At 68.1% G+C, this 25591-nt stretch carries 26 protein-coding genes; 11 read left to right on the top strand and 15 right to left on the bottom strand.

Annotation, left to right across the window (positions count from 1 at the left end):
• Positions 1–75: 75 nt before the first annotated feature.
• Entirely contained in the window at positions 76–831 is a 756-nt protein-coding gene (locus tag G6N28_RS09540; RefSeq protein ID WP_163899710.1) for an SDR family oxidoreductase, read from the bottom strand.
• A gap of 118 nt (positions 832–949) precedes the next feature.
• Here G6N28_RS09540 and fadD4 point away from each other — a divergent pair, with 118 nt between their 5' ends.
• On the top strand, positions 950–2488 hold the full coding sequence (gene fadD4, locus G6N28_RS09535; RefSeq protein ID WP_163899708.1) for a fatty-acid--CoA ligase FadD4: 1539 nt from the start codon (positions 950–952) through the stop codon (positions 2486–2488).
• Here fadD4 and G6N28_RS09530 read toward each other — a convergent pair.
• Complete coding sequence (locus tag G6N28_RS09530) at positions 2458–3399, bottom strand: NAD(P)/FAD-dependent oxidoreductase (RefSeq protein WP_163899706.1); 942 nt, start codon at positions 3397–3399, stop codon at positions 2458–2460. The genes fadD4 and G6N28_RS09530 overlap by 31 nt on opposite strands.
• An 80-nt stretch (positions 3400–3479) precedes the next feature.
• Between G6N28_RS09530 and G6N28_RS09525 the strand changes: the two genes are divergently transcribed.
• The 3 genes from G6N28_RS09525 (at position 3480) to G6N28_RS09515 (ending at position 5294) form a co-directional block, all read left to right on the top strand.
• Positions 3480–3962 carry a DUF4383 domain-containing protein gene (locus G6N28_RS09525; protein WP_163899704.1) on the top strand — a complete coding sequence of 161 codons (483 nt, stop codon included), beginning with the start codon at positions 3480–3482 and terminating at the stop codon, positions 3960–3962.
• Between the two features lie 76 nt (positions 3963–4038).
• Positions 4039–4614, top strand: a complete 576-nt coding sequence (locus G6N28_RS09520) for a CsbD family protein (protein ID WP_163899703.1) — start codon at positions 4039–4041, stop codon at positions 4612–4614.
• Between the two features lie 2 nt (positions 4615–4616).
• A complete protein-coding gene (locus tag G6N28_RS09515) occupies positions 4617–5294 on the top strand; it encodes an IF2 family translation initiation factor (protein ID WP_163899701.1) in 678 nt (225 codons plus the stop codon).
• 9 nt (positions 5295–5303) lie between these two features.
• Here G6N28_RS09515 and G6N28_RS09510 read toward each other — a convergent pair whose 3' ends face one another.
• Both G6N28_RS09510 and G6N28_RS09505 read right to left on the bottom strand, forming a co-directional pair.
• Positions 5304–6716, bottom strand: coding sequence for an NCS2 family permease (locus G6N28_RS09510; protein ID WP_163899699.1), 1413 nt, complete (start codon positions 6714–6716; stop codon positions 5304–5306).
• Between the two features lie 9 nt (positions 6717–6725).
• Positions 6726–7160: a MarR family winged helix-turn-helix transcriptional regulator gene (locus G6N28_RS09505; protein WP_163906047.1), complete on the bottom strand. Its 435-nt coding sequence runs from the start codon at positions 7158–7160 to the stop codon at positions 6726–6728.
• A 49-nt stretch (positions 7161–7209) separates the two neighbouring features.
• On the opposite strand from G6N28_RS09505, the gene G6N28_RS09500 reads away from it, so the two are divergent.
• Positions 7210–7836, top strand: a complete 627-nt coding sequence (locus G6N28_RS09500) for a TIGR03086 family metal-binding protein (protein ID WP_163899697.1) — start codon at positions 7210–7212, stop codon at positions 7834–7836.
• On the opposite strand, the gene G6N28_RS09495 is transcribed toward G6N28_RS09500, so the two are convergent.
• The 3 genes from G6N28_RS09495 to G6N28_RS09485 all read right to left on the bottom strand — a co-directional run bounded on the left by G6N28_RS09495 (position 7833) and on the right by G6N28_RS09485 (position 10054).
• Positions 7833–8204 carry an NYN domain-containing protein gene (locus tag G6N28_RS09495; protein WP_163899695.1) on the bottom strand — a complete coding sequence of 124 codons (372 nt, stop codon included), beginning with the start codon at positions 8202–8204 and terminating at the stop codon, positions 7833–7835. The two genes, G6N28_RS09500 and G6N28_RS09495, sit on opposite strands and share 4 nt — an antisense overlap.
• Before the next feature lie 85 nt (positions 8205–8289).
• On the bottom strand, positions 8290–8631 hold the full coding sequence (locus G6N28_RS09490; protein ID WP_308207200.1) for an anti-anti-sigma factor: 342 nt from the start codon (positions 8629–8631) through the stop codon (positions 8290–8292).
• Positions 8632–8818: 187 nt separating this feature from the next.
• Positions 8819–10054: a DNA polymerase domain-containing protein gene (locus G6N28_RS09485; RefSeq protein WP_163899691.1), complete on the bottom strand. Its 1236-nt coding sequence runs from the start codon at positions 10052–10054 to the stop codon at positions 8819–8821.
• Positions 10055–10119: 65 nt separating this feature from the next.
• Here G6N28_RS09485 and fadD2 point away from each other — a divergent pair, with 65 nt between their 5' ends.
• On the top strand, positions 10120–11817 hold the full coding sequence (gene fadD2, locus G6N28_RS09480; protein ID WP_163899689.1) for a long-chain-fatty-acid--CoA ligase FadD2: 1698 nt from the start codon (positions 10120–10122) through the stop codon (positions 11815–11817).
• 89 nt (positions 11818–11906) lie between these two features.
• On the opposite strand, the gene G6N28_RS09475 is transcribed toward fadD2, so the two are convergent.
• The 7 genes from G6N28_RS09475 to G6N28_RS09445 form a co-directional block, all read right to left on the bottom strand.
• Entirely contained in the window at positions 11907–12224 is a 318-nt protein-coding gene (locus tag G6N28_RS09475) for a hypothetical protein (RefSeq protein ID WP_163899687.1), read from the bottom strand.
• A 39-nt stretch (positions 12225–12263) separates the two neighbouring features.
• Positions 12264–12527 carry a hypothetical protein gene (locus tag G6N28_RS09470; RefSeq protein ID WP_163899685.1) on the bottom strand — a complete coding sequence of 88 codons (264 nt, stop codon included), beginning with the start codon at positions 12525–12527 and terminating at the stop codon, positions 12264–12266.
• 41 nt (positions 12528–12568) lie between these two features.
• Positions 12569–14794, bottom strand: coding sequence for an acyl-CoA dehydrogenase family protein (locus G6N28_RS09465; protein ID WP_163899683.1), 2226 nt, complete (start codon positions 14792–14794; stop codon positions 12569–12571).
• Positions 14772–16094: an MFS transporter gene (locus G6N28_RS09460; protein ID WP_163906045.1), complete on the bottom strand. Its 1323-nt coding sequence runs from the start codon at positions 16092–16094 to the stop codon at positions 14772–14774. The genes G6N28_RS09465 and G6N28_RS09460 overlap by 23 nt, the downstream gene beginning before the upstream one ends.
• A gap of 61 nt (positions 16095–16155) precedes the next feature.
• Positions 16156–17175 carry a 2-hydroxyacid dehydrogenase gene (locus G6N28_RS09455; RefSeq protein ID WP_179962048.1) on the bottom strand — a complete coding sequence of 340 codons (1020 nt, stop codon included), beginning with the start codon at positions 17173–17175 and terminating at the stop codon, positions 16156–16158.
• The gene (locus G6N28_RS09450) at positions 17151–18290 is read right to left on the bottom strand and encodes an alpha/beta hydrolase (RefSeq protein WP_163899681.1); all 1140 of its coding nucleotides are present in this window, start codon (positions 18288–18290) and stop codon (positions 17151–17153) included. The genes G6N28_RS09455 and G6N28_RS09450 overlap by 25 nt, the downstream gene beginning before the upstream one ends.
• Entirely contained in the window at positions 18287–18907 is a 621-nt protein-coding gene (locus G6N28_RS09445) for a TetR/AcrR family transcriptional regulator (RefSeq protein ID WP_163899679.1), read from the bottom strand. Before G6N28_RS09445 ends, G6N28_RS09450 begins: the two co-directional genes overlap by 4 nt.
• 96 nt (positions 18908–19003) lie before the next feature.
• Here G6N28_RS09445 and G6N28_RS09440 point away from each other — a divergent pair, with 96 nt between their 5' ends.
• On the top strand, positions 19004–19636 hold the full coding sequence (locus tag G6N28_RS09440; protein ID WP_235674527.1) for a VOC family protein: 633 nt from the start codon (positions 19004–19006) through the stop codon (positions 19634–19636).
• Here G6N28_RS09440 and G6N28_RS09435 read toward each other — a convergent pair.
• On the bottom strand, positions 19633–20241 hold the full coding sequence (locus G6N28_RS09435) for a TetR/AcrR family transcriptional regulator (protein WP_163899677.1): 609 nt from the start codon (positions 20239–20241) through the stop codon (positions 19633–19635). The two genes, G6N28_RS09440 and G6N28_RS09435, sit on opposite strands and share 4 nt — an antisense overlap.
• An 81-nt stretch (positions 20242–20322) precedes the next feature.
• On the opposite strand from G6N28_RS09435, the gene G6N28_RS09430 reads away from it, so the two are divergent.
• From G6N28_RS09430 to eccB, 4 genes are all read left to right on the top strand, one after another.
• Positions 20323–21222: an oxygenase MpaB family protein gene (locus G6N28_RS09430; RefSeq protein ID WP_163899676.1), complete on the top strand. Its 900-nt coding sequence runs from the start codon at positions 20323–20325 to the stop codon at positions 21220–21222.
• 25 nt (positions 21223–21247) lie between these two features.
• Positions 21248–22132, top strand: coding sequence for a class I SAM-dependent methyltransferase (locus G6N28_RS09425; RefSeq protein WP_163899674.1), 885 nt, complete (start codon positions 21248–21250; stop codon positions 22130–22132).
• Between the two features lie 111 nt (positions 22133–22243).
• Positions 22244–24061 carry a type VII secretion AAA-ATPase EccA gene (gene eccA, locus G6N28_RS09420; protein WP_163899672.1) on the top strand — a complete coding sequence of 606 codons (1818 nt, stop codon included), beginning with the start codon at positions 22244–22246 and terminating at the stop codon, positions 24059–24061.
• Positions 24058–25590, top strand: a complete 1533-nt coding sequence (gene eccB / locus G6N28_RS09415; RefSeq protein WP_163899670.1) for a type VII secretion protein EccB — start codon at positions 24058–24060, stop codon at positions 25588–25590. The genes eccA and eccB overlap by 4 nt, the downstream gene beginning before the upstream one ends.
• Position 25591 lies beyond the last annotated feature (1 nt).

Here is a 25591-nt window from a genome sequence, read left to right as displayed (position 1 = left end):
TTCCGAGTGGTAAAAGGAGCGTTCTCGTCCATGGACCAGATGGTGGGATAGGGACCAGCCAGGGGCCCGCTGAGCTCAACGCCTGGTGATTCGCGGTGCGAGGTGGACGATCTCGGGTACCACGGTTGTTGCGCGACGGGCCGCGGCCACCAGCGACGCCAGACTTTCGGCGACATCCGAGACCGCCGACATCTGTTGGGGAATCTGACCGTGGTGTGCCCATGCTCGATACAGCTCGGCGAGCAGATCACGGTCGGCGCCGCGCAGGATCTCCGTGCCCTCGGTCGGCCCGACGCTGACCCTGATGATCGGCAAGTCGGGGTGCTCGTTGCGCCACGCGCGCAGAATCTCGTTGAGGGCGGCCTTGCTGGCGTTGTAGGCGGCGACGCCGGCACGCGGACGGCCGACGTCGTGGCTGGATGCCACCAGGATCACGGGATTCTCGGCGAGGTGGGGCAGCGCGGCGCGCAGCACGTGTGAGGCCCCGACGGCGTTGACGGTGTAGGCGTGCACCCACGTGGTGACGTCGGTCTCCTCGATATGGGCGAAAGGCACCACCGCGCTGGTGAACACGACCACGTCGATTCCGCCGAGGACATCGGCGACGTGGTCGACGACCTGCTCGATGGTCGAGGGTTTGGAGACGTCGAGTTCGTGCGCGGAGCCGTCCAGCATGGCGGCCGTCTTGCTCAGCACGTCGACGCGCCGCGCCGCCAGCGCCACCCGGGCGCCGCGGGCATGGGCGGCAACGGCGAAGGCCTGGCCGATGCCCGATGACGCGCCGACGACGAGTGTTCGCGCTCCATCGAGATCGACTGGTGGTCCACCCATCTGCCAGGTCCTTTTCCGGTACGGCCCGCGAGCCACTACGTCATATGAGAATAGATATTCTCATACCACCCCGCCGCCCGGGTCGGCGGTCTACCCTGGACGCGGTGATGGTGCGCTGATGCGGCTGAACGATCAAGTCTCCCCGGACAAACCGGCGATCATCCTGAACTCCCGCGGCACGGTGGTCACGTACGCCGAACTCGACCGACGAGCCAACCAGGTCGCCCATCTGCTGCACCGCCACGGGTTGGTCGCCGGCGACACCATCGCGATCCTGATGGACAACAACGAGCACGTCCACGCGATGATGTGGGCCGCCCGCCGAAGCGGCCTCTACTACACGTTGCTCAACACCCACCTCAACCCCGCCGAGGTGGCATACGTGGTGGCCGACTGCGCGGCGAAGGCGCTGATCGGCTCGGCGGGCACCCGAGACGTCTGCGCGACACTGGCCGATCACCTCCCGACCGGCCTGCCCGTCGTCACGCTGATCGCCGACACGCGCCTCGACGGGTGGTGGCGCTACCCGGAATGCGTTGCAGATCAACCGATCAGCCCTCATCGTTCCGACGAGGAAGGCGATCTGCTCCAGTATTCGTCCGGCAGCACCGGCCGGCCCAAAGGCATCAAACGTCCACGCAACAGCAGCGGTCCCGTGCGCGGCGCCAAACCGTCGACGCCGGTGTTCGAAAGGCTCGGCGTGGGCGCGGAATCGGTGTACCTCAGCCCCGCGCCGCTGTATCACACCGCCCCCGCGATGTGGACCATGTGCGCTCAGGCCACCGGCGCCACCACGGTGATCATGGAGCGGTTCGACGCCGAGGAGGCGTTGGCATGCATCCAGCGCCACCGGGTCACCCACGCCCAGTTCGTGCCGACCATGTTCGTGAAGATGCTGCGGCTGCCCGAGGAAACCCGCGCTGCCTACGACATCTCCAGCCTCGAGCGCGTCGTGCATGCCGCCGCGCCGTGTCCACCGCAGATCAAGCGTCAGATGATCGAGTGGTGGGGGCCGATCGTCGACGAGTACTACGGATCCTCAGAAGGCGCGGGCATCTCGTTCATCCGCGCCGAGGAATGGCTGCGCCATCCGGGATCGGTCGGTCGACCGCTGATGGGCACGCCCCACATCCTCGACGAGACCGGTGCCGAACTGCCCGCCGGACAAGTCGGCGAGATCTATTACGAGGGCGGATATGAATTCGCCTACCTCAACGACGAAGCCAAGACCGCCGCGGCGCGGACTCCGCAGGGCTGGGTCACGGTGGGCGACGTCGGCTACCTCGACCAGGACGGCTACCTGTATCTCACCGATCGGCGACATCACATGATCATCTCCGGTGGGGTGAACATCTATCCCCAGGAAACCGAGAACATGTTGATCAGCCATCCCCTCGTCGTCGACGCGGCGGTGTTCGGCGTTCCCGACGAGGTGATGGGGCAGCGCGTCATGGCCGTGGTGCAGTTGGCCGACCCGGACCTGGCCGGCGATGACCTCGCCGAAACGCTGATCGGTTGGCTCAAAGAGCGGATGGCCCATTACAAGTGCCCGCGGTCCATCGTCTTCGAAGCCCAACTGCCCCGCACCGATGCGGGAAAGTTGTACAAGCACAAGCTGATTGAGCGTTATTCGCCGTCGGGTGGATACGGTAGCTGAAACTCGTCGGCAAGAAGGCTCTGGACCACGATCATCGCGGTCTGCGAACCCGCGGCGATGGCCCCGGCCACATACGGTTGCTCGGCGCACAGGTCGCCGGCGGCGAACACGGCCGCGGTGCTGGTTCGGTGCAAATCGTCCACGGCGACGCTGTCGGGCGCGAGGCCGCTCTCGGCGCATGCGGCGCCCAGCTGTTCGGCCAGCGGCGAGCGCTGCCGCAGCGGTGCCTCCACCAGCAGCCCGTCCCGCGGCAGCCGGTCGCCGTCGGCGAATGCCACCGCCGACAGGCGCCCGTCATTGCCGATGAGTTCGACCACTCGGCGGTCATCGACGGCAACCCCGGCCGCCGACAACCGGCGTCGCGCATCGTCGTCAAGCTCGGCCGCCCCGTCGGTGAGAACCACGACGTCGTCACTCCAACCCCGCAACATCAACGCCGAATGGACGGCTTCCTCGCCGGCGGCCAGCGTGGCCAGCCGCTTGTCCCGCATCTCCCAGCCGTGACAGAAGGGGCATTGAAACACCGACTTGCCCCACAGCGTGGCCAGCCCGGGAAGATCGGGCGGGCAGTACTGCATTCCGGTGGCCAGCACCACCCGCTTGGCCGCTATCTGCTCGCCGTCGTCGAGTTCGAGCAGAAACCGGTCGCCGTCCGGCGTGCCGCTGACCACCTCGCCTTCGCGGTGGCGCACGCTCGGATACTCGGCGAGCTCGCGGCGCCCGATCTCATACAGCTCGGCGGGCGGGCGTCGGTCGTGTCCCAACAGCCCGCCGATCGCCGTCGCCACCGAATTGCTCGGCTGGCCCGCGTCGACCAGCAAGGTGCGTCGGCGCGCCCGTCCCAACACCAGCGCCGCGCTCAACCCCGCCGCGCCGCCGCCGACGACCACGCATTCCCACACCTCATCCATGGCGCGGAAGTTACCGATGCCGCGACCAGCCAAACCTCGGGTGTGGGTTTCAACAGCCCGTGATCGGCTATCCGGCGACCATGGCAACTCCAGGTACCCAAGGCAGCCCCGCGGCCGCGCCCACGGCGGGTAGGGCGCCGGTGCAGTGGGCCGCGATCGCGGTGGGCGCGGTTTTCCTGCTCGTGGGCGTCCTCGGCTTCATTCCGGGAGTCACCACCAACTACGACACGCTGACGTTCGCGGGTCACCATTCCGAGGCGGCGCTGTTGGGTGTGTTCAACGTCTCGGCGCTGCACAACATCGTGCACCTGCTGTTCGGCGTGCTGGGGCTGGCGCTGTCGGGCACCTTCAACGGCGCGCGCGGCTTCCTGCTCGGCGGGGGCGTCGTCTACGCGGTGCTGTGGCTGTACGGGCTGATCATCGACCTCGATTCCGCCGCCAACTTCGTGCCGCTCAACACCGCCGACAACTGGCTGCACCTCGGCTTGGCCGTCGGAATGCTCGCGTTGGGACTGGTTCTCGGCCGCACCCGCAACGCACCCGACGACAAACGCCACGTGTAGTGGCGCTTGGCACATCGCGTTTGACGACGGCGGGATCGGTGAAACCCGTCCGGTAGACATCTCAGGAGGAGTTTCAGTGTCCCAGCACAACAAGGCCGGCCAGGCACGTAAGGGGCTGATCGCGGCGGTGAAGGGCAAGGCGAAGGAGATCGCCGGTGCTGTCACCGGCAACGATTCGCTGACCGCCGAAGGCCAGCTCGAACAGACCGAAGCGCGCAAGCGCAAGGAAGCCAGCACCACCGAATCAGTGGCGGAAGCCCAGGCGCAGCAGGCCCGGACAGAGGCCGCGGAAGCACACCTGGAGGGCGCCGCGGAGCGCACCGAGGTCGAGCAGCAGGCCGCGGCCGATAAGCAGCGGGCGGAGCGGCAGCGGGCCGCGGACAAACGCGCGGTAACCGAGGCCGCGCACCAGGACCTGGCCGCCCAGCGGCGACAGGCCGAACTCGACGCGCAGCGCCAGGTCCAGGAGGCCAGGGCGAAGGAACGCGCCGAAACCTTGGGCGCCCAAGCAAAAACCGACGAGGCGCTCGACGATCAGTGGTCGTCGGTGCGGGCGTCCGCACACGACCGCGCCGACGCCGCCCGCGCCCGCCGGCGGGCCGAGGAACTGGCCGAGGACGCAGGCGTGCCGCGCGACCAGGAAGGAAGCTGACGATGAAGATCACCGACGTTCCGTTCGCGGTACTGCGCTTTCAGTACCAGCTCGCCCGGTTTCCGCTGCAGGTGATCGAGGATCGGGTGGTCGCCAAGATGGACGCCGAGGCTCCCGCGCGGCTGTTCTATGAGCGTTCGCTCGGCAAGCTCGACGTCACCGTGGGCAGCGTGCTCGACGCCCCGGAGGTCGAACAGCGGGGTACCGCGCTGCTCGAGCGCAGCGACGCGCTGCGCCGCGCGGTGCAGCTGGAGGAGACGGCCACCGAGCGGGTCAAGCAGTCCAACACCGAGCTCAAACAGACTCGCGAGCAGGCCGCCCACACCAAACGGCAGGCCCGCGCCGAAAAGGATCGACAGATCAGGCAGGCGCAGACCGGTGCTCAGCGGCGCAATCGGGCGGCGGTGGAGAACGCCGAGCAACGAATCGCCGGCGGCGGCAAGCGGGCAGATGAAACCGCTGCGCGCCGGAAGCAGTCGGTGGATTCGGCCAAGCAGCAACAACGCGCCGAGATCTCCAGGGCCGAGCAGCAGGCCGCCGCGGCCGCCAACGTGAAGCTCAGCGATTCGGCGGACAAGCGCGTCGCCGCCGCCAACAAGCGCGCCCAGGCCGACCAGATGGAGGGGCTGGCCGAGGCCGAGAAGCAGAAACGCAACGCCGACGCGGACGCCGACGGCTGAGCCCGCGGGTCACATCCCGATCAGCGACTCGACCCAGCCGCGGGCGAAGTAGAGGCCAAACCCCGCGGCGACGATCCACAGCAGCGGGCTGATCTCGCGGAATTTACCTGCGGCCGAACGTAATACGACCCAGGCGATGAAGCCGACCCCGATGCCGTTGGCGATCGAGTAGGAGAACGGCATCGTGACGACGGTGAGCACCACCGGAAGCGTCACCGAGAACTCCGTGAGGTCGATGTTGCGCAGGTGCGACGCCATCATCACCCCGACCACCACCAGCGCGGCGGCGGCGACCTCGGTCGGCACGATCGATGCGACCGGCGAGATGAACATCGCCAGAAGGAACAGCGCGCCGGTGACCAGGTTCGCCAGCCCGGTGCGCGCGCCCTCGCCGATTCCCGCGCCCGATTCGACGAAGACGGTGTTCGACGACGCCGACGTGGCACCGCCGACGACCGCGCCGGCCCCTTCCACGATCAGCGCCGAGCGCAGCCTCGGAAACGTGCCCTTCTCATCGGCGAGCCCGGCCTCACGGGACAAGCCGGTGAAGGTGCCCATCGCATCGAAGAAGTTCGCGAACACCAGGGTGAACACGAACATCACCGCGGCGATCGCGCCGATGCGCCCGAAGCTGTCCAGGCTGACCGCGCCGACCAGAGACAGGTCGGGTAGCGCGAACGGTGAACCCGAAAGCGTCGGCACCGACAACGACCACCCTCCGGGCTTTTCGGCCGCCGAGCCCAGGTGCCAGATCGCCTCGATGATCACGGCGGCCGCGGTGCCCGCGGCCAGCCCGATCAGGATGCCGCCCGGTATCCGCCGGGCGACCAGGATCGCGGTCAGCAGCAGCGTCCCGATGAACACCACCGTCGGCACCGTGCCGATCGAACCGCCGCCGTCGCTGCCCAGCCCCACCGGAGGCGAGGGCTCGCCGGTGGAGGCGATGAAACCGGCGTCGACCAAGCCGATGAACAGGATGAACAACCCGATGCCCGCCGTGATCGCGAGCTTGAGCGGCATCGGCACCGCGTCGAACACCAGCCTGCGCAGGCCGGTCGCGGCCAGCAGCACGATGATCAGGCCGTTGATGACGACAAGGCCCATGGCCTCGGCCCAGGTCAGCGAGTCGACCAGGGTGGTCGCGACGAACGAGTTGATGCCGAGCCCGGCGGCGAACGCGAACGGCAACCGAGCCACGACGCCGAACACGATGGTCATCGCCCCCGCGGCCAGCGCCGTCACGGCCGACACTTGAGCGAAGTCCAGGCTGTCGCCGCTGACGTCGTCGGTGCCGCCGAGGATGATCGGGTTCAACACGATGATGTAGGCCATCGCGATGAACGTGACCAATCCGCCTCGAAGCTCACGCGCGACCGTCGACCCCCGCCCCGAGACCTCGAAGAAGCGGTCGAGGCGGCTCATCCGTCGAGCCTAGGGGTCGCCGCCGACACGCGTCATCTTGGCGAGCGCGCGCAGGAACACCCTTCGCTCCTCGGGCGAGAGGACCGACAGCCACCGCTCCTCGCCGCGCTGGATGTCGGCCTGCGCGGCGTCCTTGACGGCCCGGCCCGCTTCGGTGATGGCGAGCAACCGCACCCGGCGGTCGTCCGGATCGGGCCGTCGCTCGATATAGCCCTTGGCCTGCAGCTCGTCGAGGGTCGGAATGATCCGCGTCTTGTCGGCGCCGATCGCGGCGGCCAGCGCGGCCTGCGTGCGCACCGGCGAGTTGTCGAGGGCGAGCAGCACGCTGTACCCCCACATCGAAAGCCCGTGCGCGGCCAAAACGGGCCGTTCGGCGACGATCAGCTCCCGGATCAGCGGAGCGAGCAGCACCCCCAGGTCGGGGCGACGGGCCTCGGACATCACCGAAATATTAAGCATTGACCAATCATCTACATACGCATATCGTAGGTGTATGCATACGAATGTTATCGATATCCGCCCGCTCCATCGCCACGCCGTGACCGCGTCCGTCGACGTCGTCGCCGCGGTGACGGTCGGCGACCTGCACCGCCCGACGCCGTGTGCGGGTTGGGACCTCGCCGACTTGTTGGCCCATATGACCGTCCAGCACCGCGGGTTCGCCGCGTCGGCCCGCGGCGGCGGCGCCGACCTGGCGGTGTGGGACCCCGCGACCGTGGTCGACGCCGTCCGTGCCGATCCCGCAGGCGCATACGCAGCGGCGGCCGCCGATGTGCTCACCGCGTTCGATGCCGACGGCGTGCTCGAAGCCGGCTTCGCGATGCCCGAATTCGGACCTGGCGCAACGTTTCCCGGCACGATGGCCATCGGATTTCACTTCGTCGACTACGTCGTGCACGGCTGGGACGTCGCCCGTTCGCTCGGCGTGGCGTTCACCCCCTCCGCCGACGTGCTGAGCGCCGTGTTGCCGCTGGCGCTGGCCGTGCCCGACGGCGAGATCCGCACAGCACCGAACTCGCCGTTCGCCTGCGCGCTTGATGCCGGGGTGGCGACAAGCGACCTCGACCGGTTGCTGCTGCACCTCGGCCGCTCACCCGACTGGGCGCCGGCCGGTCGCTAGCGCGGATCGACGAGGTCGCGCAGCCTTTCCGCCGGATAGGCGGACGCACCGGCCGCCCGGGCGCGTTCGGCCAGCGTGCGATCCGAGGTGGCGACGACGACGTCGGCCGGGTGCTCGTCGGCCAGCAGCAATCGCACGATCTCGTCGTCGGCGGAGTTCGCCGCGGCCCGCGGCGCGTGGGTGACGGTGATGACGGACGACTCGATCGGCGGCGACGGCGGGCGTTCGAACACCACGGTGACCTGGTCGCCTTCGGGTGCCCATCGCTCCAGGTGACCGACGAGGGTCGTCATCGCCTGAGCGCGGTCGCGCCACCAACCGTCGGGGCGCGACCCGATGACGTTCATGCCGTCAACGATCCAGCGCATGCTCCCGTTTGGCCGGCGCATGACGCCAGCCGACCAGGTATCCCAGCCAGCGAATATCGAGTAGCACGGTGATCGGCCTTTCCCGCTAGGCGGTCTTCTTGGTCAGCAACGGCAGCAGGCGGCGGCGCTCGTCGATACCCGCGGCGAATTGATGAAGGGCGTCGTGGACAGAGGCCGCGACGGGGAAGCCGGCGGCGACACCGCCCAGTGCGTTCTCCACGGCGGCGCTGGTCACCATCGACCATTCCACCTCGGCGTCGTAGCAGCTTTCGTCAAGGGCGTAGAGCAGTGAAACACACTGCGGCGTAAACGAAGTCACACCGCTGAGGTCGAGCAGGAAGGCCTTCTCGGCGAGCACGAAGCGCTTGGCGAACGCCGTCACCCGCTCAATGTTGTCGTTGTCGATGACACCGTCGATGGTGACCACTGTGGCCAGTTGCCGACAAACCGCGTGAATCTGGGCCCCAGCGCAGTCGAATGACGGATTTCCGTACACCACTGCCTCCTCTCGAGGTCCTCAACTTGAAGACCAAGGTAGGCGGCCAATTTAAGGCAACCGGGAGCGGTGGCTAATACTTTGGTAAGAAGCCGTTTTCGGCCGGAGCAGCAAATCGTCAGTCGCGGCGCAGCCACTGCGGGCCCGAGTAGTTCTCCCACGGGCTGTAGTCGGCGAGCAACGGTTCCTGCGACGGCCGCTGCTTTTCCGGTACATGTTGCAGGTTGATCCTGACCCGGTACCAGATCGAACTGGGCCCGCGCATACCGTCGACGAGAACATCTGCGGGCTGGAGCTTTTCGGCTACCGACGGGTAACGTCGGCGCCACTGTTCGAGCGCTGCCAGCGCTTCGTCCTTGGTTTTGGTCCGCGCGATCTCGATGAGGGGTTTCGAGGACACCCGCCGGCCCGTGCCCTTCTTTGCTCCGCGCGGCGCCTTCTCGGCGGGGCCGAGGCGGTCGGCCAGGTCGAGCAGCGGGTCCAGTGAACCGGGCGAATCGTCCATTCCCTCCCACGGGTCGCCGGACGCCTCGAACCGCTGCGGCACGGTCGCGATGGTGAACGCCGCCGGGTCGCAGTCGGGTACCTCGTCCCACCGCAGCGGGGTGGACACCCGCGCGTCCGGTGTGGCGCGTACCGAGTACGCCGAGGCGACCGTGCGGTCGAAGGCGTTCTGGTTGAAGTCGACGAACACCCCCTCGCGTTCCTCCTTCCACCAGCGGGCGGTCGCGAGTTCCGGCACCCGCCGTTCGACCTCACGCGCGACGGCCTGCGCGGCCAGGCGGACGAACTTGAACGGCCACCTCCGCTGGATGCGCGCGTAGATGTGGAAGCCGCGCGACCCCGAGGTCTTGGGCCACGCCGTCAGACCGTGGTCCTCGAGCACCTCGCGGGCGACCAGCGCCACGTCGACGATCTGCCGCCACGTCACCCCGGGCATCGGGTCCAGGTCGACGCGCAACTCGTCGGGGTGGGCCAGGTCGTCGGCACGTACCGGGTGCGGGTTGAAGTCGACGCAGCCGAGGTTCACCGCCCACACCAGCCCGGCCGCGTCGGAGATGACCGCTTCTACCGCCGAGGTCCCCGACGCGTACTTCAGCTCCGCCACGTCGACGAAATCGGGTCGGTTCGCGGGTGCGCGTTTCTGAAAGACCGCCTCCTCGGTGATGCCCTTGACGAACCGCTTGAGGATCATCGGCCGGCCGGCCACGCCGCGCAGGGCACCGTCGGCGACCGCGAGGTAGTAGTGGATCAGGTCGAGCTTGGTGACGCCGAGATCCGGGAAAATCACCTTGTCCGGATGGGTGACACGGACCTGCCGGCCGTCCACCTCGAGCGCGAGCGGACCGGCCATGCCGCCATGGTAGTTCCGCACAGCATTCCGGCCGCCGTGCGACGTAAGTCACATATTGTGGCGGTATGCCCAAGCTGACAGATGTCCCGATGCAGGCCGCCGCCAAAGCGCAGCAGCTTCTCGAACGCGGTTCGGCTGAATTGCACTACTTGATCAAGATGTTCGGTGCCGGAGCGTTCAGGCTCGAGCCGCCGCAGAACATCGCCGCGATGGTTGCCGACATCCGGCGCTGGGGGGAGTTCGGGATGATCCCGGCGCTCAACGCGCGCCGCACCCCGGACCGGGCGGCGGTGATCGACGACGACGGCGAGATCACCTTCGGCGAACTCGACAACGCGGCACACGCCGTGGCCAACGGACTGCTGGCGATGGGCGTCAAGGGCGGCGACGGGGTCGCCATCCTGGCGCGCAACCACCGCTGGTTCCTCATCGCGTTCTACGGCGCCGCCCGCGTCGGCGCGCGCGTCATCATGCTCAACAGCGAGTTCTCGGGCCCGCAGATCAAGGAGGTCTCCGAGCGCGAGGGCGCCAAGCTGATCATCTACGACGACGAGTACACCGCTGCGGTCGCCAAAGCCGAACCGCCCCTTGGGAAACTGCGGGCGCTCGGCAAGAACCCCGATAAACAGGAGCCGTCGGGAAGCACCGACGAGACGCTTGCCGACGTCATCGCCCGCAGCACCTCGCGGCCGGCGCCCAAGGCCACCAAGCACTCGTCGGTCATCATCTTGACCAGCGGCACCACCGGAACACCTAAGGGCGCCAACCGAAGCACACCGCCCACGCTGGCGCCGATCGGCGGGGTGCTCTCGCACGTGCCGTTCAAGGCCAACGAGGTGACGTCGCTCCCCGCGCCGATGTTTCACGCGCTCGGGTTCCTGCACGCCACCATCGCGATGATGCTGGGCACCACGCTGGTACTGCGGCGCCGTTTCAAACCCGCCACCGTGCTCGAGGACATCGAGAAGCACAAGGTGACGGCGATCGTGGTGGTGCCGGTCATGTTGTCGCGCATGCTCGACACCCTCGAGGGCATGGAGCGCAAACCGGACCTGTCGTCGCTGCGCATCGTGTTCGTGTCGGGTTCGCAGCTCGGCGCCGAGCTGGCCACCCGCGCCATGGAGGCACTCGGACCGGTCGTCTACAACCTGTACGGCTCCACCGAGATCGCGTTCGCGACGATCGCGCGGCCCCAGGATCTGCAGAAGAACCCGGCCACCGTCGGGCCCGTGGTCAAGGGGGTCAAGGTCAAGATCCTCGACGACGACGGCAAGGAACTGCCGCAGGGCGAGGTCGGCCGGATCTTCGTCGGCAACTTCTTCCCGTTCGAGGGCTACACCGGCGGCGGCCACAAGCAGATCGTCGACGGGCTGATGTCCTCCGGCGACGTCGGCTATTTCGACGAGGACGGCCTGCTCTACGTCAGCGGCCGCGACGACGAGATGATCGTGTCCGGCGGCGAGAACGTGTTCCCCGCCGAGGTCGAGGACCTCATCAGCGGTCACCCCGATGTCGTGGAGGCCACCGCGCTCGGCGTGGACGACAAGGAGTGGGGCCAGCGGCTGCGGGCCTTCGTGGTCAAGGCCGAGGGCGCCGACATCGGCGAGGACGACATCAAGCACTACGTACGCGATCACCTGGCGCGGTACAAGGTGCCGCGTGAGGTGGTCTTCCTCGATGAGCTGCCCCGCAACCCGACCGGCAAGATCCTCAAACGCGAGCTCCGGGAGATGCCCGTCGGCGGCGCCGACGATAAGACCTGAGTCGGCGGCGCCGACGACCCCGGCGAGCAGACGTGAGCACCCCCGAAAATGGGGTGTTTTAGGGGTTTTCGCGTCTTCTCGCGGTCAGCTCAATTGGACGACATCAACGCCGCGCCGGGAACGGACAGGCAGACCAGCATCAGGATGAGCAGGAACCAGCCGGCGCCCTGCCACGCCACCCAGCCGCCGGTCTTTTCCTTCCACAGTTTGTAGGTCCTGACGAACGCGCCGATACCGCCGACCAGCAGGATCGCGGGCACGGTCGAGGCTCCGACCACCGACGTCCGGTCGATGAACGCGTAGATCGCGAACGCGGCAGCCGCGATCACGACCACAACAGCGGCGTAGGTGGCGGCAGCTCGAAACGCACCTGGGCGGTCGAACCGCTTCTCAACGTCGTTGGTCATGTTCAAGGAGTTTCCGTAGCCGCCGTTGCTAAACGATCATCACGGGCCGTTGATGTACCAGGACAGGCAGCCGGGCCAGCCGCGGCAGGCGATCACCGCGGTCTGATCGGGCAGTCCGCCGCGCACTTTCGGCGGGCGCGGGCCGAAGTTGCACGACGTCGCCCACGGGTTTCCCGGCACGATGCCGTTGTAGCAGGGTGCGGCTTCGTGCTGCGCCGCGGGCTGATCGACCAGCATCGAGGGCGCCACGAGAACCCCGACCGCGGCCGCGGCGGCGGCCAATCGGGCTTTGAGGGCACTCATGACGTCAGGCTACCCCCGCAGCCAAGCCATTTTCGGCGCTGTTACGGATCCCGGGGCAGCCCGAGCAGCCGCTCGGCGATGATGTTGAGCTGCACCTCGGTGGTGCCGCCGTAGATCGTGGTGGCCCGGCTGCCGAGCAGGTACTCCAGCCACCTGCCCTGGATCTCACCGGGCTCGGCGATCGCGCCGTCGGTACCGAAGGACGCCACCGCGAACTCGGCGTAGCCCTGGCCCGTCTTCATCGACAACAGCTTGGAGATGGCCGCGGCGGGCATCGGGTCGCCGCCGGCGAGGGTGAGCAGCGTCGAGCGCATGTTGAGCACCTTGGCCGCGTAGCCCTCGGCGATCAGGTGACCGGCGTGGTTCTGCTCGATCTGGTCGAACTGGCCGTCCCTGATGAACTCCACGAACCCGTTGAGGTTGGCCAAGAACGGCGGCTCGCTGCTGCCGATCGAAACCCGCTCGGCGGTCAGCGTGTTGCGGCTGACCTCCCAGCCCCGGTTCACCTCGCCGAGGACCATGTCGTCGGGAACGAAGACGTCGTCGAGGAACACGGTGTTGAACATCGCGTTACCGGTCAGCTCCCGCAACGGCTTGACCTCCACGCCCTTGCTCTTCATGTCGAGCAGGAAGTAGGTGATGCCGTTGTGTTTCGGAGCGCTGGTGTCCGTGCGTGCCAGCAGCGCACCCCAGTGCGAGTGCTGCGCGCCTGTCGTCCAGATCTTCTGCCCGGTGATCCGCCAGCCGCCGTCGACCTTGATGGCCTTGGTGGTCAGACTGGCCAGGTCCGAGCCGGCCCCTGGCTCGGAAAACAGCTGGCACCAGATCGTTTCGCCGCGGAACGTCGGTGGCAGGAAGCGCTGCTTCTGCTCGTCGGTGCCGAACGCCACGATCGACGGGATGATCCAGGCCGCGATGCCCATGGCCGGGCGTCTGACCCGTCCGGTCTCGAACTCCTGGGCGATGATGATCTGCTCGACCGGCCCGGCCGAGCGCCCCCACGGTTTGGGCAGGTGCGGCTGCACCCAGCCGCCTTCCGCGATCGCGGTGTTGCGTTCTTCACGCGGAATTGCTTTCAGCGCAGCGACTTCCGCGCGGATCTCGTCGCGAAGCTTTTCCGTCTCCGGGTCGAGGTCGATGTTGAGCTCGCGCATCCCGGTGCTGGTCGCGACGTCGACCACCTGCTGCGGGTAGTCGGCCAGACGGCCGAAGGACGCCACCAGCACCAGCGCCCGCCGGTAGTAGACGTTGGTGTCGTGCTCCCAGGTGAAGCCGATGCCGCCGTGTACCTGGATGCAGTCCTGGGCGCAGGTCTGGGCGGCCACCGGGGCCAGCGTCGCGGCGACGGCCGCGGCGAACTCGAAAGCGCTTTCCTGCGCGCTGTTCTCGCCGCCCTCGCGCGCCTCGTCGATCGCGCGGGCCGCGTCCCAGACCGCTGCGGTGGCCCGCTCGGTCTCGGCGATCATGTTCGCGCACTTGTGCTTGACGGCCTGGAACTGCCCGATCGGGCGGCCGAACTGCTCGCGGATCTTGGCATACTCCGACGCGGTATCGGTGGCCCAGCGGGCCACCCCGATGCACTCGGCGGACAGCAGCGTCGTGATCAGCGCGCGGGCCAGCGTCGGGTTCAGGTTGTGCAGCACCCGGTCGTCGCCGACCTCGACCGCGTTGGCGCGCACGTGCGCCACCGGGCGCAGCGGATCGACGCTCTTGACGGGTTCGATCTCGAGCTGGTCGGCGTCGAGCACCACCCACTTGGAGCCGCTGGTGCCTTCCTCGAGCCCGGCCACGGGCAGCACCAGTACCGAGGCCTGCGCGGCGGTGGGCACCGCGCGGACCTCGCCGCGGATGACCAGGCTCGCCGAATCGTCCTCGCCGTGGCGGGTGGCGGTCAGCCCGGAGTCGATGGCGTAGGTCGCGATCGCGTTGCCCGACGCGAGGTCGTTCAGCAGCTTGGCGTCGGCGTCGTGCGCCGAGATGAGCGCGCTGGCGATCGCCGACGGCACGAAGGGCCCGGGCACCGCGCCGTAGCCGAACTCGGCCAACACGATGGCCAGCTCGAGGATGCCGAACCCTTGTCCGCCGACCGATTCCGCGAGGTGCACGCCCTGCAGGCCCTGCTCGGCCGCCGTCTTCCAGTAGGGCGGCGGGTTGGGAATGGGCGTCTCCAGAGCTTCGTGCAGCACCTCCGACGGCGCCACCCGCTCCACCAGGGACCGCACCGAGTCGGCGAGGTCGTTGTGCTCAGTCGTGATTGCGATCGGCATGGTTGCCTTCCCTCGTGTCTTCTGACCCCAAACTAACCGGTGGGTTGGGACCGAGGCTACCTTGCGGCCGTCGGTCACCGGCGGGCGTCGCGCGTAATGCGACCATCACCGTCGCGGACAGCACCATCACCGCGCCGACCGCCCACATTCCGGCCCGCTCGCTGCCGGTGAGGTCCACCAGCGCGCCGGTCACATACGGCGCGGCGAAGCCGCCGAGGTTGCCCAGGGAGTTGATCAACGCGATCGCGCCGGCGGCGGCCACGCCGGTCAGAAACCGCGACGGCAACGCCCAGAAACTGGGGATCGCGGCGAACACCCCGACCGCGACCACCGTGACCGCGATCATCACCGGCACCGGACCGTCCAGGTACAGCGCGACCGGGATGGTCAGTCCCCCGATCAGCACGGGGATTCCCACATGCCACACGTGTTCGGCGGTGCGATCGGCGTGCCGCGACCACACGTACATCCCGATCGCCGCGCACGCATAGGGGATCGCGGTGATCATCCCGACCTGCAGGATCGACAGCGTCAACCCGAAGCTCTGCTGGAATCCGGAGATGATCGACGGCAGGAAGAACGCCAGCGCGTACAGGCCGTAGGCGATGCCGAAATAGACCACCGCCAGCGCCCACACCGGTGGGCTGCCCAGCGCGCGTCGTAGCGAGAAGCCGAAGCGCTCGGTGACCTCATTCTCCTCGGCGGCCATCACCTCGACCAGCCAGCGGCGTTCCTCGCCGGTGAGCCAGTGCGCGTCGGTGGGGCGGTCGGTGAGGTAGAACCAGCACACCACCCCGAGCACCACCGCGGGGACGCCGCAGCAGATCATCATGAACTGCCAGCCCGCGCCGAACATGTCGTCGCCGACGTGGATCAACCAGGCCGCCAGGGGCGTGCCGACGGCGGCGGCGATCGGGGTGGCCAGCATGAACATCGCGACGACGCGGGCCCGGTACGCGGCGGGAAACCAGCGGCTCAGGTAGAAGATCACGCCGGGAAACAACCCGGCTTCGGCCACCCCGAGCAGAAAGCGCAGCACCAGCAGCGTCGCGGCGTTGGGCGCAAACCCGATGGCCACCACGATGATTCCCCACGACACCGCGATGCGGGCCAGCCAGCGCCGGGCACCGATCCGATGCAGCGCGAGGTTCGACGGCACCTCCACCAGTACGTATCCGATGAAGAAGATGCCCGCCGCGAACCCGAACATGGTCGCCGACAGCTGCAGGTCCTCGCTGATGCTGGCCTTCGCGATGCCGAGGTTGGTTCGGTCCAGATAGTTGACGAAGTACAGCGCCATCAAGAACGGCACGAGGCGCACGCCGACCTTGCGCACGGTGCGCGGCTGCGGCGGCGGCGCGTTAATCGGTCACCCCCTCGACCGGGTTGACCACGTTGAGCAGTTCCTCCCCGTCGCGCAGCCGTCGACAGTTGTCCACGGCGTGGGTGAGATAGCGGCGCATCGTGTCGACGGTGTACCAGGTCACGTGGGGGGTGAGCACCACGTTGTCCAGCGCCAGCAGCGGGTTGTCCGGTGAGACCGGTTCGGTGGCGAAGACGTCCAGGCCGGCCGCGGCGATCCGGCGGGCCCGCAGCGCCTCGGTCAACGCGATCTCGTCGACGATCGCGCCGCGCGAGGTGTTCACCAGCACCGCTTCGGGTTTCATCCGCGCCAGCGCGGTCGCGTCGAGCAGGCCCAGCGACTGGTTGGTCAGCGGCAGGTGCAGCGAGACGATGTCGCTGGCGGCCAGCAGCTCGGGCAGCGGGCGCCAGTTGGGATGTCCGTCGTCTCGGGTGCTGGTGTGCAGCACCTCCGCCGGCGGGGTGCCCATCGCGACGACGATCCGCTCCACCCTCTTGGCGATGTTGCCGTAGCCGACGAGCCCGACCGTGCAGCCGCCGATGTCGCGTACCGTCTCGCCGAGGCCGGGGTCCGACGGCCAGCCCCGGCCTTCGCGGGTGGCCCGGTCCAGTTCGATCAGCCGGCGCAGCGCGGCCAGCATCAGCAGCACGGTGCCCTCGGCCACCGACGCCGCGTTGGCCCCCGGCATGTTGGCCACCGCGATACCCAGTCGGGTCGCGGTGTCGACGTCGATGGTGTTGACGCCGGCGCCCATCTTGTGCACCAGCCGCAGCCGCCTGCCCTTCTCGAGGTCGGCACCGGAGATCGGGCGCAGCACGTGCCAGATCACCTCGGCGTCGGGCAGCTCGCGGTAGAACGTGTCGTCGTCGTCCTCCGCGCAGTAGCGGATGTCGAGCCAATCGGTGTGCGGCGCGAGGAATTCGGTGACTTTGTCGCCCGGTGAGAAGTGGGCAAGGATTGTCAGCGATGAGCGCTCTCGCGAAGAGCCGACAGTCAGCGCCATCGCTTCGCGATCCATCGGGCGATCAGGTCGGCCTTCTCGCTGCGGGCCCCCGGCGTGGTGAAGTAATGGTCGGTGTCGACCGAACACAGTGTCTTGTCGGTGCTTGCCAACGCGTCATAGATACGCCGGGCGTCCGACGGGAACACGCCGGTGTCCTGTTCGGCGTTGATCACCAGTGCGGGGCAGTCGATGCGGGCGAGGTGCGGTTCGGCGCGCGTCTGCGCGTGGCGCAGGCTCCACATGCCGATCCAGTTGCGCAGCGTGCACGCCGCGGCGATGCCGTGCGCCGAGCGGTTGGCCTTCACAGGGAGACCGGCGTAGCACATGTTGGCCGGACGCTTGGTTGGTTCCAGGGTCGGGTCGACCATGCGCGGGTCCGCCCAGGTCCGCATCACCGTGAACGGGCGGTCCGAGAAGCCGGCCGCGCGCACCCGCTTGAGTTCGGTTTCGGCCCAGTCGGTGATCGCGTGGTTGCGGGCGATCTGGGCCGCGCGGAAACGCTCGACGAACTCCGGTGAGTACGGTGGCCCGTTGTCCTCGTTGAACAAGTCCAGGTCGGGATCGGTTGCGACAGGGTCGTTCTCGTCGACCACCGCGCCGTCCATCCAGGCGGTGAGCACGTCCGGCCTGCCGGGGTGTGCGGCGCTGGCGATGTAGCCGTCGGCCGGCGGTAGCTCGTTGAGGCCGGCCGCGGGCCGCATTCCGAGCAGGGGGGTGACATGCGGGTCGACCGCCTGCGCCTGGTAGGCCGCCATCAGCGACCCGCCGCCGGAATTGCCGAGCAGCACAATCGTTTCCACCCCAGCGACTTCGCGCAGCCAGCGGACCCCGACGCCGATGTCGACCAGTGCGTGATCGAGCAGGAAACTGCTCTCGAAGCCGCGGTAGCGGGTGTTCCAGCCCAGGAACCCGATGCCGCGGGTGGCCATGTAGTCGGCGAGATAGTGTTCGGAGAAATCGATCTGGTAATGCGTGGCGATCATCGCCACCTTGGGTTTGCGTCCCACCCCGCGGTGGTACAGGCCCTGGCAGGGATGTCCGCCCGCACCCGCCCGCCGGGCGGTCGAGGAATCGAGTCCGATGAACTCGCGGGTGACGCCCGGCGCGCCGGCGCTCGCCGTTCTGCTCATGTGAGCCCCTTGAAGTAGATCGTCCGGTAGAAGATGTTGGCCAGCGTGGTGATGCACGCCTCGTCGTCGGGGTCCTTCCCGTCGCCCGACAGCTGCGTGTAGCAGAACTGGTTGAGCATCGACACCAACGCCACCGCGGTCAGGTGGGGATCGTCGTTGCGGCAGAAGCCTTGCCGCTGAGCGTGTTTGATCATCTTGGTGATCAAGCCGATCGGCAGCGCGCAGATGTCCTGCCAGTACTGTGCGAAGTCGTCGTTGACCATTGCCAGCTGGGAGACGCTGATCATCTCGGCCAGCCGGTGGCGGTAGGTGGTCCAGTGCGCGGCGGCCGCCTGGTAGGACCGCTCCCAGTTGGTCAGCCCGGGTTGGGTCGCGGCGCGGGCGCGTTCCCTGGCTTCGTCGCGGAACCGCACGGCCCACTCGCGGACCATGGCCTCCTTGGAGTCGTAATAGTTGTAGAACGACGCCGTCGACCGGCCCGCCTCGGCGGCGATGTCCGAAATCGTCGTGGCCAGAATGCCTTTGCGCGCGATCACCGAACGGGCCGCGGCGTCGATGGCCGCCTTGGTCTGCCTGCCGCGCACGGTCGGTAGCGGCATGCGCGGCGTGATGGTCATTCGGGCGGACTCCTTCGCGGGCCATTGCTCGAAACTGAACCTGATGTTAGATTCAGTTTGCGTTCTTGGCCAGAGGTTCGCCCGAGGAGGCGCGGCATGATCAAGCCCGACAACCCCAACTCCGAATTCGAGCTCGGCGGCATCAACCATGTGGCGCTGGTCTGTTCGGACATGGAGAAGACCGTCGACTTCTACAGCAATGTGCTCGGCATGCCGCTGATCAAGTCGCTGGACCTGCCCGGCGGCATGGGGCAGCACTTCTTCTTCGACGCCGGCAACGGCGACTGTGTGGCGTTCTTCTGGTTCGCCGACGCGCCGGACCGGGTTCCGGGCATCTCCTCGCCTGCGGCCATTCCCGGCATCGGGGACATCGTCAGCGCGGTCAGCACGATGAACCACCTGGCGTTTCACGTGCCTGCCGAGAAGTTCGACGAGTATCGCCAGAAGCTCAAGGACAAGGGAGTGCGCGTCGGCCCGGTGCTCAACCACGACGAGAGCGAGATGCAGGTGTCGCCGACCGTGCATCCCGGCGTGTACGTGCGGTCGTTCTACTTCCACGACCCCGACGGCATCACCCTCGAGTTCGCCTGCTGGACCAAGGAATTCACCGAACAGGACACGACGACCGCCCCAAAGACCGCAGCCGACCGCCGCTTCTCGCCCAAAGGGACAAACGGGCGGGAAAGTGCGAGAGAAACTCGCCAGAACGTCGATCTCGGGGCGGGTTAGGTCAGGCCCGCGAGCACCTCGAGGGTCGCCGCCAGCTGCTCGACGAGTTGGTCGGGCTCGAGATCCACGTCGCCGGACAGCCACGCGCTGATCGTCTGACCGACCCCGCCGACCGCGAAATGCGCGCTGGCCCTGATGCGGTCGTCGTCTGCGGCGCCCAGCGCGCCGGCGTGCTGAAACAGCAGCCCCGCGAACAGCGCCGTCGACTCCGCGCGCTTGCGCACGATCACCGTGTTGGACAACTCGACGCTGAACAGCAGCCGGCCCACCCGGGCGTCGGCGGTGATGCTGCGCACGATGTTGGCCATGCCGGCACGGGCCTGTTCCTCGGGCGGTGCCGACGCGACGGCGGCCTGCGTGGTGGTGGCGAGGTCGGCGACCACGCTGTCGAACACCGCGCCGACGAAGTCGTCCTTGTCCGAGAAGCTCTCGTAGAAGTAGCGCACCCCCAGCCCGGCCTGCGCGCAGATGGCACGCACGGTCAGCTCGGCCGGGTCCTGATCGGCGGCGCCCAGCAGATCCAGGCCTGCGTCGAGCAGCCGGCGTCGGCGCCCGGCGAGGCGATCGGCGGCGTCGACGCCGCGGTAGGGCCTGACCGGTGCCATGCCCAACATCTTGACACCAGTCGAACGGTTGCGGCAATATTAGGAAACAGACGTTCTCACAATTGCCGAACAGGGGTGAGCATGACGGTCAGCGAGCCGATCCAGCACGTCGAGCGGGCGGTCAGCGATGCGCCCCGGCCGGCCCCGGTCGCCAAACCCAGGCGCGGAGCCGGTTTCGACGACGGGCTGATGGGCATCGCGCTGCTGGCGGGCCCGGCCAACGTGATCATGCAGCTCGCCCGCCCGGGCGTCGGCTACGGCGTGATGGAGAGCCGGGTCGAGAGCGGGCGGGTGGACCGCCATCCGATCAAGCGGGCGCGCACCACGTTCACCTATCTCGCGGTCGCGACCCAGGGCACCGACGAGCAGAAGGCCGCCTTCCGGCGTGCGGTCAACCGGGCCCACGCCCAGGTGTACTCGCTCGACGACAGCCCGGTGAAGTACAACGCCTTCGACAAAGACCTGCAGCTGTGGGTGGGGGCCTGCCTGTACAAGGGCGGCGTCGACGTCTACCGGCTCTTCGTCGGTGAGATGGACGAGGAGACGGCCGAGCATCACTACCAAGAGGGCATCACGCTGGGCACCACGCTGCAGGTCCCCGAGGACATGTGGCCGAAGGACCGCGCGGCCTTCGACAAGTACTGGCAGGAGTCGCTGGAGAAGGTGCACATCGACGACGCGGTGCGCGAGTACCTGTGGCCGATCGCCGCGGGCCGCATCCGCGGGGTCAAGCTGCCGGGCCCCATCCAGCGCCGGATCGACGAGTTCAACCTGCTGATCACCGGGGGCTTTCTGCCTCAGCGGTTCCGCGACGAGATGAAGATCGAGTGGAACGCCGACAAGCAGCGCCGCTTCCACCGGGTGATCGCGGTGCTGCGCACCGTCAACAACCTGCTGCCGCGGTTCGTCCGGCAGTTCCCGTTCAACGTGCTGCTCAAGGATTTGGACTGGCGCATCCGGACCGGCCGCCCGCTGGTGTGAGCCGCCGGGGGCGTATAACCGCAGTGTGCGCACCGACGACGACAGTTGGGACATTACGACCAGCGTCGGCTCCACCGCCCTGTTCGTGGCCGCGGCGCGGGCGCTGGAGGCGAAGAAGCCCGACCCGGTAGCCGTCGACCCGTTCGCCGAGATCTTCTGTCGCGCGGTGGGCGGGCAGTGGGCCGCCCTGCTCGACGGCGCCGCCCCCGGCCATCCGCTGAAGTCCGACTTCGGTGTCGACTTCGTGAACTTCCAGGGCGTTCGGACCAAGTACTTCGACGACTACTTCCGCGCCGCGGCCGCCGCCGGCGTGCGCCAGGTGGTGCTGCTGGCCGCCGGCCTGGACTCCCGCGCGTACCGGCTGGACTGGCCCGACGCCACGGCGGTGTACGAACTGGACCAACCCGAGGTGCTGAAGTTCAAGCGTGAGGTGCTCGCCGAGCACACGCCGAAGGCCGACCGCCGCGAAGTCGCGATGGATCTCCGAGAGGACTGGCCGCAGGCCCTGCGCGACAACGGATTCGACACATCGGCACCGTCGGCGTGGATCGCCGAGGGGCTGCTGATCTATCTGCCCGCCACAGCGCAGCGGCAACTGTTCAGCGGTATCGACGCGCTGTCGGCGGCGGGCAGCCACGTCGCCGTCGAAGAGGCCTCGCCGATGGACTCCGCCGCGTTCGAGGCCAAGCGGGAAGAGGAGCGCGCAGGCGGCGAGAACGCTTTCTTCACGCTGGTCTACAACGAACAACATGAACCCGCCGCCGAATGGTTCGGCGCGCGTGGCTGGCGCGCGCACCCGACGCCGCTACCCGAGGCGCTGCGCGCGAGCGGCAGGCCCGTTCCACCGCCCGACTCCGAAGCGGGTTTGATGACGAACACGATTTGCCTGGTCAGTGCGATAAAAGGGTGAGGTCTCTCACTGCGGCGGCCGGACCGTACGTCTCGACAAGTTAGCTTATGCAATGCTAACTTCAGCCGAAGTTTGCGTTGCCATATCGAGGCTTGAGGGAGACGACGGGGCATGCCCCTTTCGACGGGAATTGCCGCTGCGGCCCGGGTCGACCGCGATGTCGTCAGCCGGTTCGCCACGTGTTGCCGGGATCTGGGACTGTCCGTCCACGACCGGCGACGTCCGACCGACCTCGCCGCCGCGCGCGCGGGGTTCGCGGAACTCACCCGCATCGCCCACGAGCAGTGCGACGCCTGGACGGGACTGGCCGCCGCCGGGGACACCAGCATCAGGGTCATCGAGGCGGTGTGGCGGACCGTCGAGACGGCCGGGGTGCTGCAGCGTCAGATCGAGCTCGCCGAAGGCGATCTGGCGTTCACCTACGACACCGGGCTGTACCTCCAGTTCAGCGCGGCCACGGCGGACGACTTCGCGCTGGCCTACGCCGTCGCGCTGAGCGACGCAGGCGATTTCGCCGGCGCGGACGAGCTCGTCGAACCGCTCATCACCAAACGGCCCGACTGGCAACAGGCCCGCTGGGTGCGGGTCGCGATGTACTACCGCACCGAGCGCTGGTCAGACGTCGTGCGGCTGCTGAGCCCGATCGTCAACCACTCGACGCTGGACGAGACCTACGCCCACGCGGTGCGCACCGCCCTCGGCACATCGCTGGCCCGGCTGGGCATGTTCGCCCCCGCGCTGTCCTATCTCGAAGAGCCGGCCGGCCCCATCGACGTCGCCACGGTGGACGGCACCCTGGTCAAGGCGCTGTCGCTGCGCGCACAGGGCGAGGACCTCGACGCGGCCGACGTGCTGGCCGAGCTCTACGCCGCGAACCCCGAGAACGAACAGGTCGAGCTGGCCTTGTCGGACAGCTCGTATGGCATCGTGCCGACGACGGCGGCGCGCATCGAGGCGCGCACCGACCCGTGGGATCCGCAGACCGAGCCCGACGAAAGCGAATTCGTCGACCCCGGCGCCAAGGAACGCAAGGCACACCTGCTGGTCGAGGCCGAGGCCGAACTCGCCGAGTTCATCGGTCTCGAAGAGGTCAAGTATCAGGTGGCCCGGCTCAAGAGCTCGGTCGCCATGGCGATCCGCCGCCAGGAACGCGGGCTGACGGTCGCCAACCGCACCAACCACCTGGTGTTCGCCGGACCGCCCGGCACCGGTAAGACGACGATCGCGCGCGTCGTCGCCAAAATCTATTGCGGCCTGGGCATTCTCAGAAAAGAGACGGTACGCGAGGTCCATCGTGCCGACCTGATCGGTCAGCACATCGGCGAGACCGAGGCCAAGACCAACGCCATCATCGACAACGCGCTGGACGGCGTGCTGTTCCTCGACGAGGCGTACGCGCTGGTGTCGACCGGCGCCAAGAACGACTTCGGGCTGGTGGCCATCGACACGCTGCTGGCGCGCATGGAGAACGACCGTGAACGGCTGGTCGTGATCATCGCCGGCTACCGCAAGGATCTCGACGCGTTCCTCGACACCAACGAGGGGCTGCGGTCCCGATTCACCCGCAGCATCGACTTCCCTTCGTACACACCGCACGAGCTCGTCGAGATCGCGGTCCGCATGGCCGAGAAGCGCGACAGCATCTTCGAACCGGCCGCGCTCGCCCACATGGAGTCGCTGTTCGCGAAGCTCGCCGAGGGCACCACGCCGGACTCCAACGGCGTGGCCCGACGCAACCTGGACATCGCGGGCAACGGTCGCTTCGTCCGCAACCTGGTCGAGCGCTCCGAGGAGGAACGTGAATACCGGCTCGATCACTCCGATTCCGTCGAGTTCACCGATGAACAGTTGATGACGATCACCGACGAGGACGTGACCAGATCAGCGATGCCGTTGCTGCGTGGACTCGGCCTGACGGTGCCCGAATGAGCACTCCCGACAACCACGGCGCGGACCGCCGCGGATTCAGCTCGCGCACACCGACCAACCACAACCCGGACCATGTCGTCTACCGACGCGGCTTCGTCACCCGCCATCAGGTCTCGGGATGGCGATTTATCATGCGCCGCATCGCATCCGGTGTCGCGCTGCACGACACCCGCATGCTCGTCGATCCGCTGCGCACCCAGTCGCGTTCGGTATTGGTCGGTGCGCTGGTGCTGATCACCGGGCTGGCCGGCTGCTTCGTCTTCTCGCTCATCAGGCCTGGAGGCGAGCCCGGTAACGACGCGATCCTCGCCGACCGCACGACGTCCGCGCTTTACGTCCGCCTGGGCGACACCCTGCACCCGGTGCTGAACCTGACGTCCGCCCGGCTGATCGCGGGCCGTCCCGACAACCCCACGATGGTGAAGAGCGGCGAGCTCGACCAGTTCCCGCGCGGCAACTTGGTCGGCATTCCCGGTGCGCCGGAACGCATGGTGCAGAATGCCGCGCGCGACGCTGATTGGACTGTGTGCGACGGTATTTCGGGACCAGCCACAGGTGTGACGCTGATCGCGGGCCCGCTGACCGACGGCGGCGAACGGGCGGGTGTGCTGGCCGACGGCAAGGCCGTACTGGTCACCAACGCGAACGGGCCGAAGGCGGGCACCTGGCTGCTGTGGAACGGCAGGCGCAGCCCGATCGATCTGAACGACCGCGCCGTCACCAGCGCGCTCGGGTTCGGCGTCGCCACACCGGATGCCCGCCCCATCGCGCCCGGCCTGTTCAACGCGATACCCGAAGCCCCCATGCTGAGCGCGCCCGCGATCCCCGGGGCCGGTGAGCCGCCTCGCTTCGAGATGCCGGTCGCCGCGCCGGTCGGGGCCGTCGTCGCGTCCTACGACGCGGACAACACACTGCGCCACTACGCGGTGCTCAGCGAAGGGCTACAACCCATTTCGCCGGTGGTCGCCGCGATCCTGCGCAACACCAACTCATTCGGCCTAGATCAGCCGCCCCGGCTCGGCGCCGACCAGATCTCCCGTCTTCCGGTCGCCGGCGTCATCGACGACTCGACATACCCGCGCCAGCAGCTCACGCTGGTCGACGCCGACTCCGCACCGCTGACGTGTGCACAGTGGACCCGGCCCGCCGACGCCACCGGTGGCACGCTCGAACTACGTTCCGGTGTAACTCTTCCCGTTTCCGAAGAGCTGCACAGCGTACCTTTGGTGGGGGCCGGATCCGGCGGGACCGCCGACCGCGTCGTGATCACCCCGGGCAGCGGCTACCTCGTCGAGAGCGGCGGCGCGTACTTCTGGCTCGCCGACACCGGGGTGCGGTACGGCCTCGACACCGACGGTGACGAGGACACCCTCGCCGCGCTCGGGCTCAACCCGCCGGCGCTGCCGATACCTTGGTCGATGCTGAGCCAGTTCGCACCGGGCCCGACGCTGTCGTCCGCCGACGCGTTGCTGGCCCACGACGGGCTGGCCGCCGACCCCCGACCTGCCGTCGTGAGGGAGTCCCCGTGAG

Origin of the sequence: Mycolicibacterium pulveris, from assembly GCF_010725725.1 — a bacterium.
Lineage (GTDB): Bacteria > Actinomycetota > Actinomycetes > Mycobacteriales > Mycobacteriaceae > Mycobacterium > Mycobacterium pulveris.
Note: the sequence above shows the minus strand (reverse complement) of the source record. Positions and strands in the feature narration are given on the sequence as shown.

Excerpts from the sequence above, each read along its gene's own strand:
- G6N28_RS09485 (WP_163899691.1), bottom strand. The coding sequence starts at position 10,054 with ATGGCCGGTCCGCTCGCGCTCGAGGTGGACGGCCGGCAGGTCCGTGTC.
- fadD2 (WP_163899689.1), top strand. The coding sequence starts at position 10,120 with ATGCCCAAGCTGACAGATGTCCCGATGCAGGCCGCCGCCAAAGCGCAG.
- eccA (WP_163899672.1), top strand. The coding sequence starts at position 22,244 with ATGCCCCTTTCGACGGGAATTGCCGCTGCGGCCCGGGTCGACCGCGAT.
- G6N28_RS09460 (WP_163906045.1), bottom strand. The coding sequence starts at position 16,094 with ATGGCGCTGTACTTCGTCAACTATCTGGACCGAACCAACCTCGGCATC.
- G6N28_RS09515 (WP_163899701.1), top strand. The coding sequence starts at position 4,617 with ATGAAGATCACCGACGTTCCGTTCGCGGTACTGCGCTTTCAGTACCAG.
- G6N28_RS09465 (WP_163899683.1), bottom strand. The coding sequence starts at position 14,794 with ATGCCGATCGCAATCACGACTGAGCACAACGACCTCGCCGACTCGGTG.
- G6N28_RS09455 (WP_179962048.1), bottom strand. The coding sequence starts at position 17,175 with ATGGATCGCGAAGCGATGGCGCTGACTGTCGGCTCTTCGCGAGAGCGC.
- G6N28_RS09500 (WP_163899697.1), top strand. The coding sequence starts at position 7,210 with ATGCATACGAATGTTATCGATATCCGCCCGCTCCATCGCCACGCCGTG.
- eccB (WP_163899670.1), top strand. The coding sequence starts at position 24,058 with ATGAGCACTCCCGACAACCACGGCGCGGACCGCCGCGGATTCAGCTCG.
- G6N28_RS09540 (WP_163899710.1), bottom strand. The coding sequence starts at position 831 with ATGGGTGGACCACCAGTCGATCTCGATGGAGCGCGAACACTCGTCGTC.
- G6N28_RS09450 (WP_163899681.1), bottom strand. The coding sequence starts at position 18,290 with ATGAGCAGAACGGCGAGCGCCGGCGCGCCGGGCGTCACCCGCGAGTTC.
- G6N28_RS09475 (WP_163899687.1), bottom strand. The coding sequence starts at position 12,224 with ATGACCAACGACGTTGAGAAGCGGTTCGACCGCCCAGGTGCGTTTCGA.
- G6N28_RS09435 (WP_163899677.1), bottom strand. The coding sequence starts at position 20,241 with ATGGCACCGGTCAGGCCCTACCGCGGCGTCGACGCCGCCGATCGCCTC.
- G6N28_RS09470 (WP_163899685.1), bottom strand. The coding sequence starts at position 12,527 with ATGAGTGCCCTCAAAGCCCGATTGGCCGCCGCCGCGGCCGCGGTCGGG.
- fadD4 (WP_163899708.1), top strand. The coding sequence starts at position 950 with ATGCGGCTGAACGATCAAGTCTCCCCGGACAAACCGGCGATCATCCTG.
- G6N28_RS09445 (WP_163899679.1), bottom strand. The coding sequence starts at position 18,907 with ATGACCATCACGCCGCGCATGCCGCTACCGACCGTGCGCGGCAGGCAG.
- G6N28_RS09440 (WP_235674527.1), top strand. The coding sequence starts at position 19,004 with ATGATCAAGCCCGACAACCCCAACTCCGAATTCGAGCTCGGCGGCATC.
- G6N28_RS09530 (WP_163899706.1), bottom strand. The coding sequence starts at position 3,399 with ATGGATGAGGTGTGGGAATGCGTGGTCGTCGGCGGCGGCGCGGCGGGG.
- G6N28_RS09510 (WP_163899699.1), bottom strand. The coding sequence starts at position 6,716 with ATGAGCCGCCTCGACCGCTTCTTCGAGGTCTCGGGGCGGGGGTCGACG.
- G6N28_RS09525 (WP_163899704.1), top strand. The coding sequence starts at position 3,480 with ATGGCAACTCCAGGTACCCAAGGCAGCCCCGCGGCCGCGCCCACGGCG.
- G6N28_RS09495 (WP_163899695.1), bottom strand. The coding sequence starts at position 8,204 with ATGCGCTGGATCGTTGACGGCATGAACGTCATCGGGTCGCGCCCCGAC.
- G6N28_RS09430 (WP_163899676.1), top strand. The coding sequence starts at position 20,323 with ATGACGGTCAGCGAGCCGATCCAGCACGTCGAGCGGGCGGTCAGCGAT.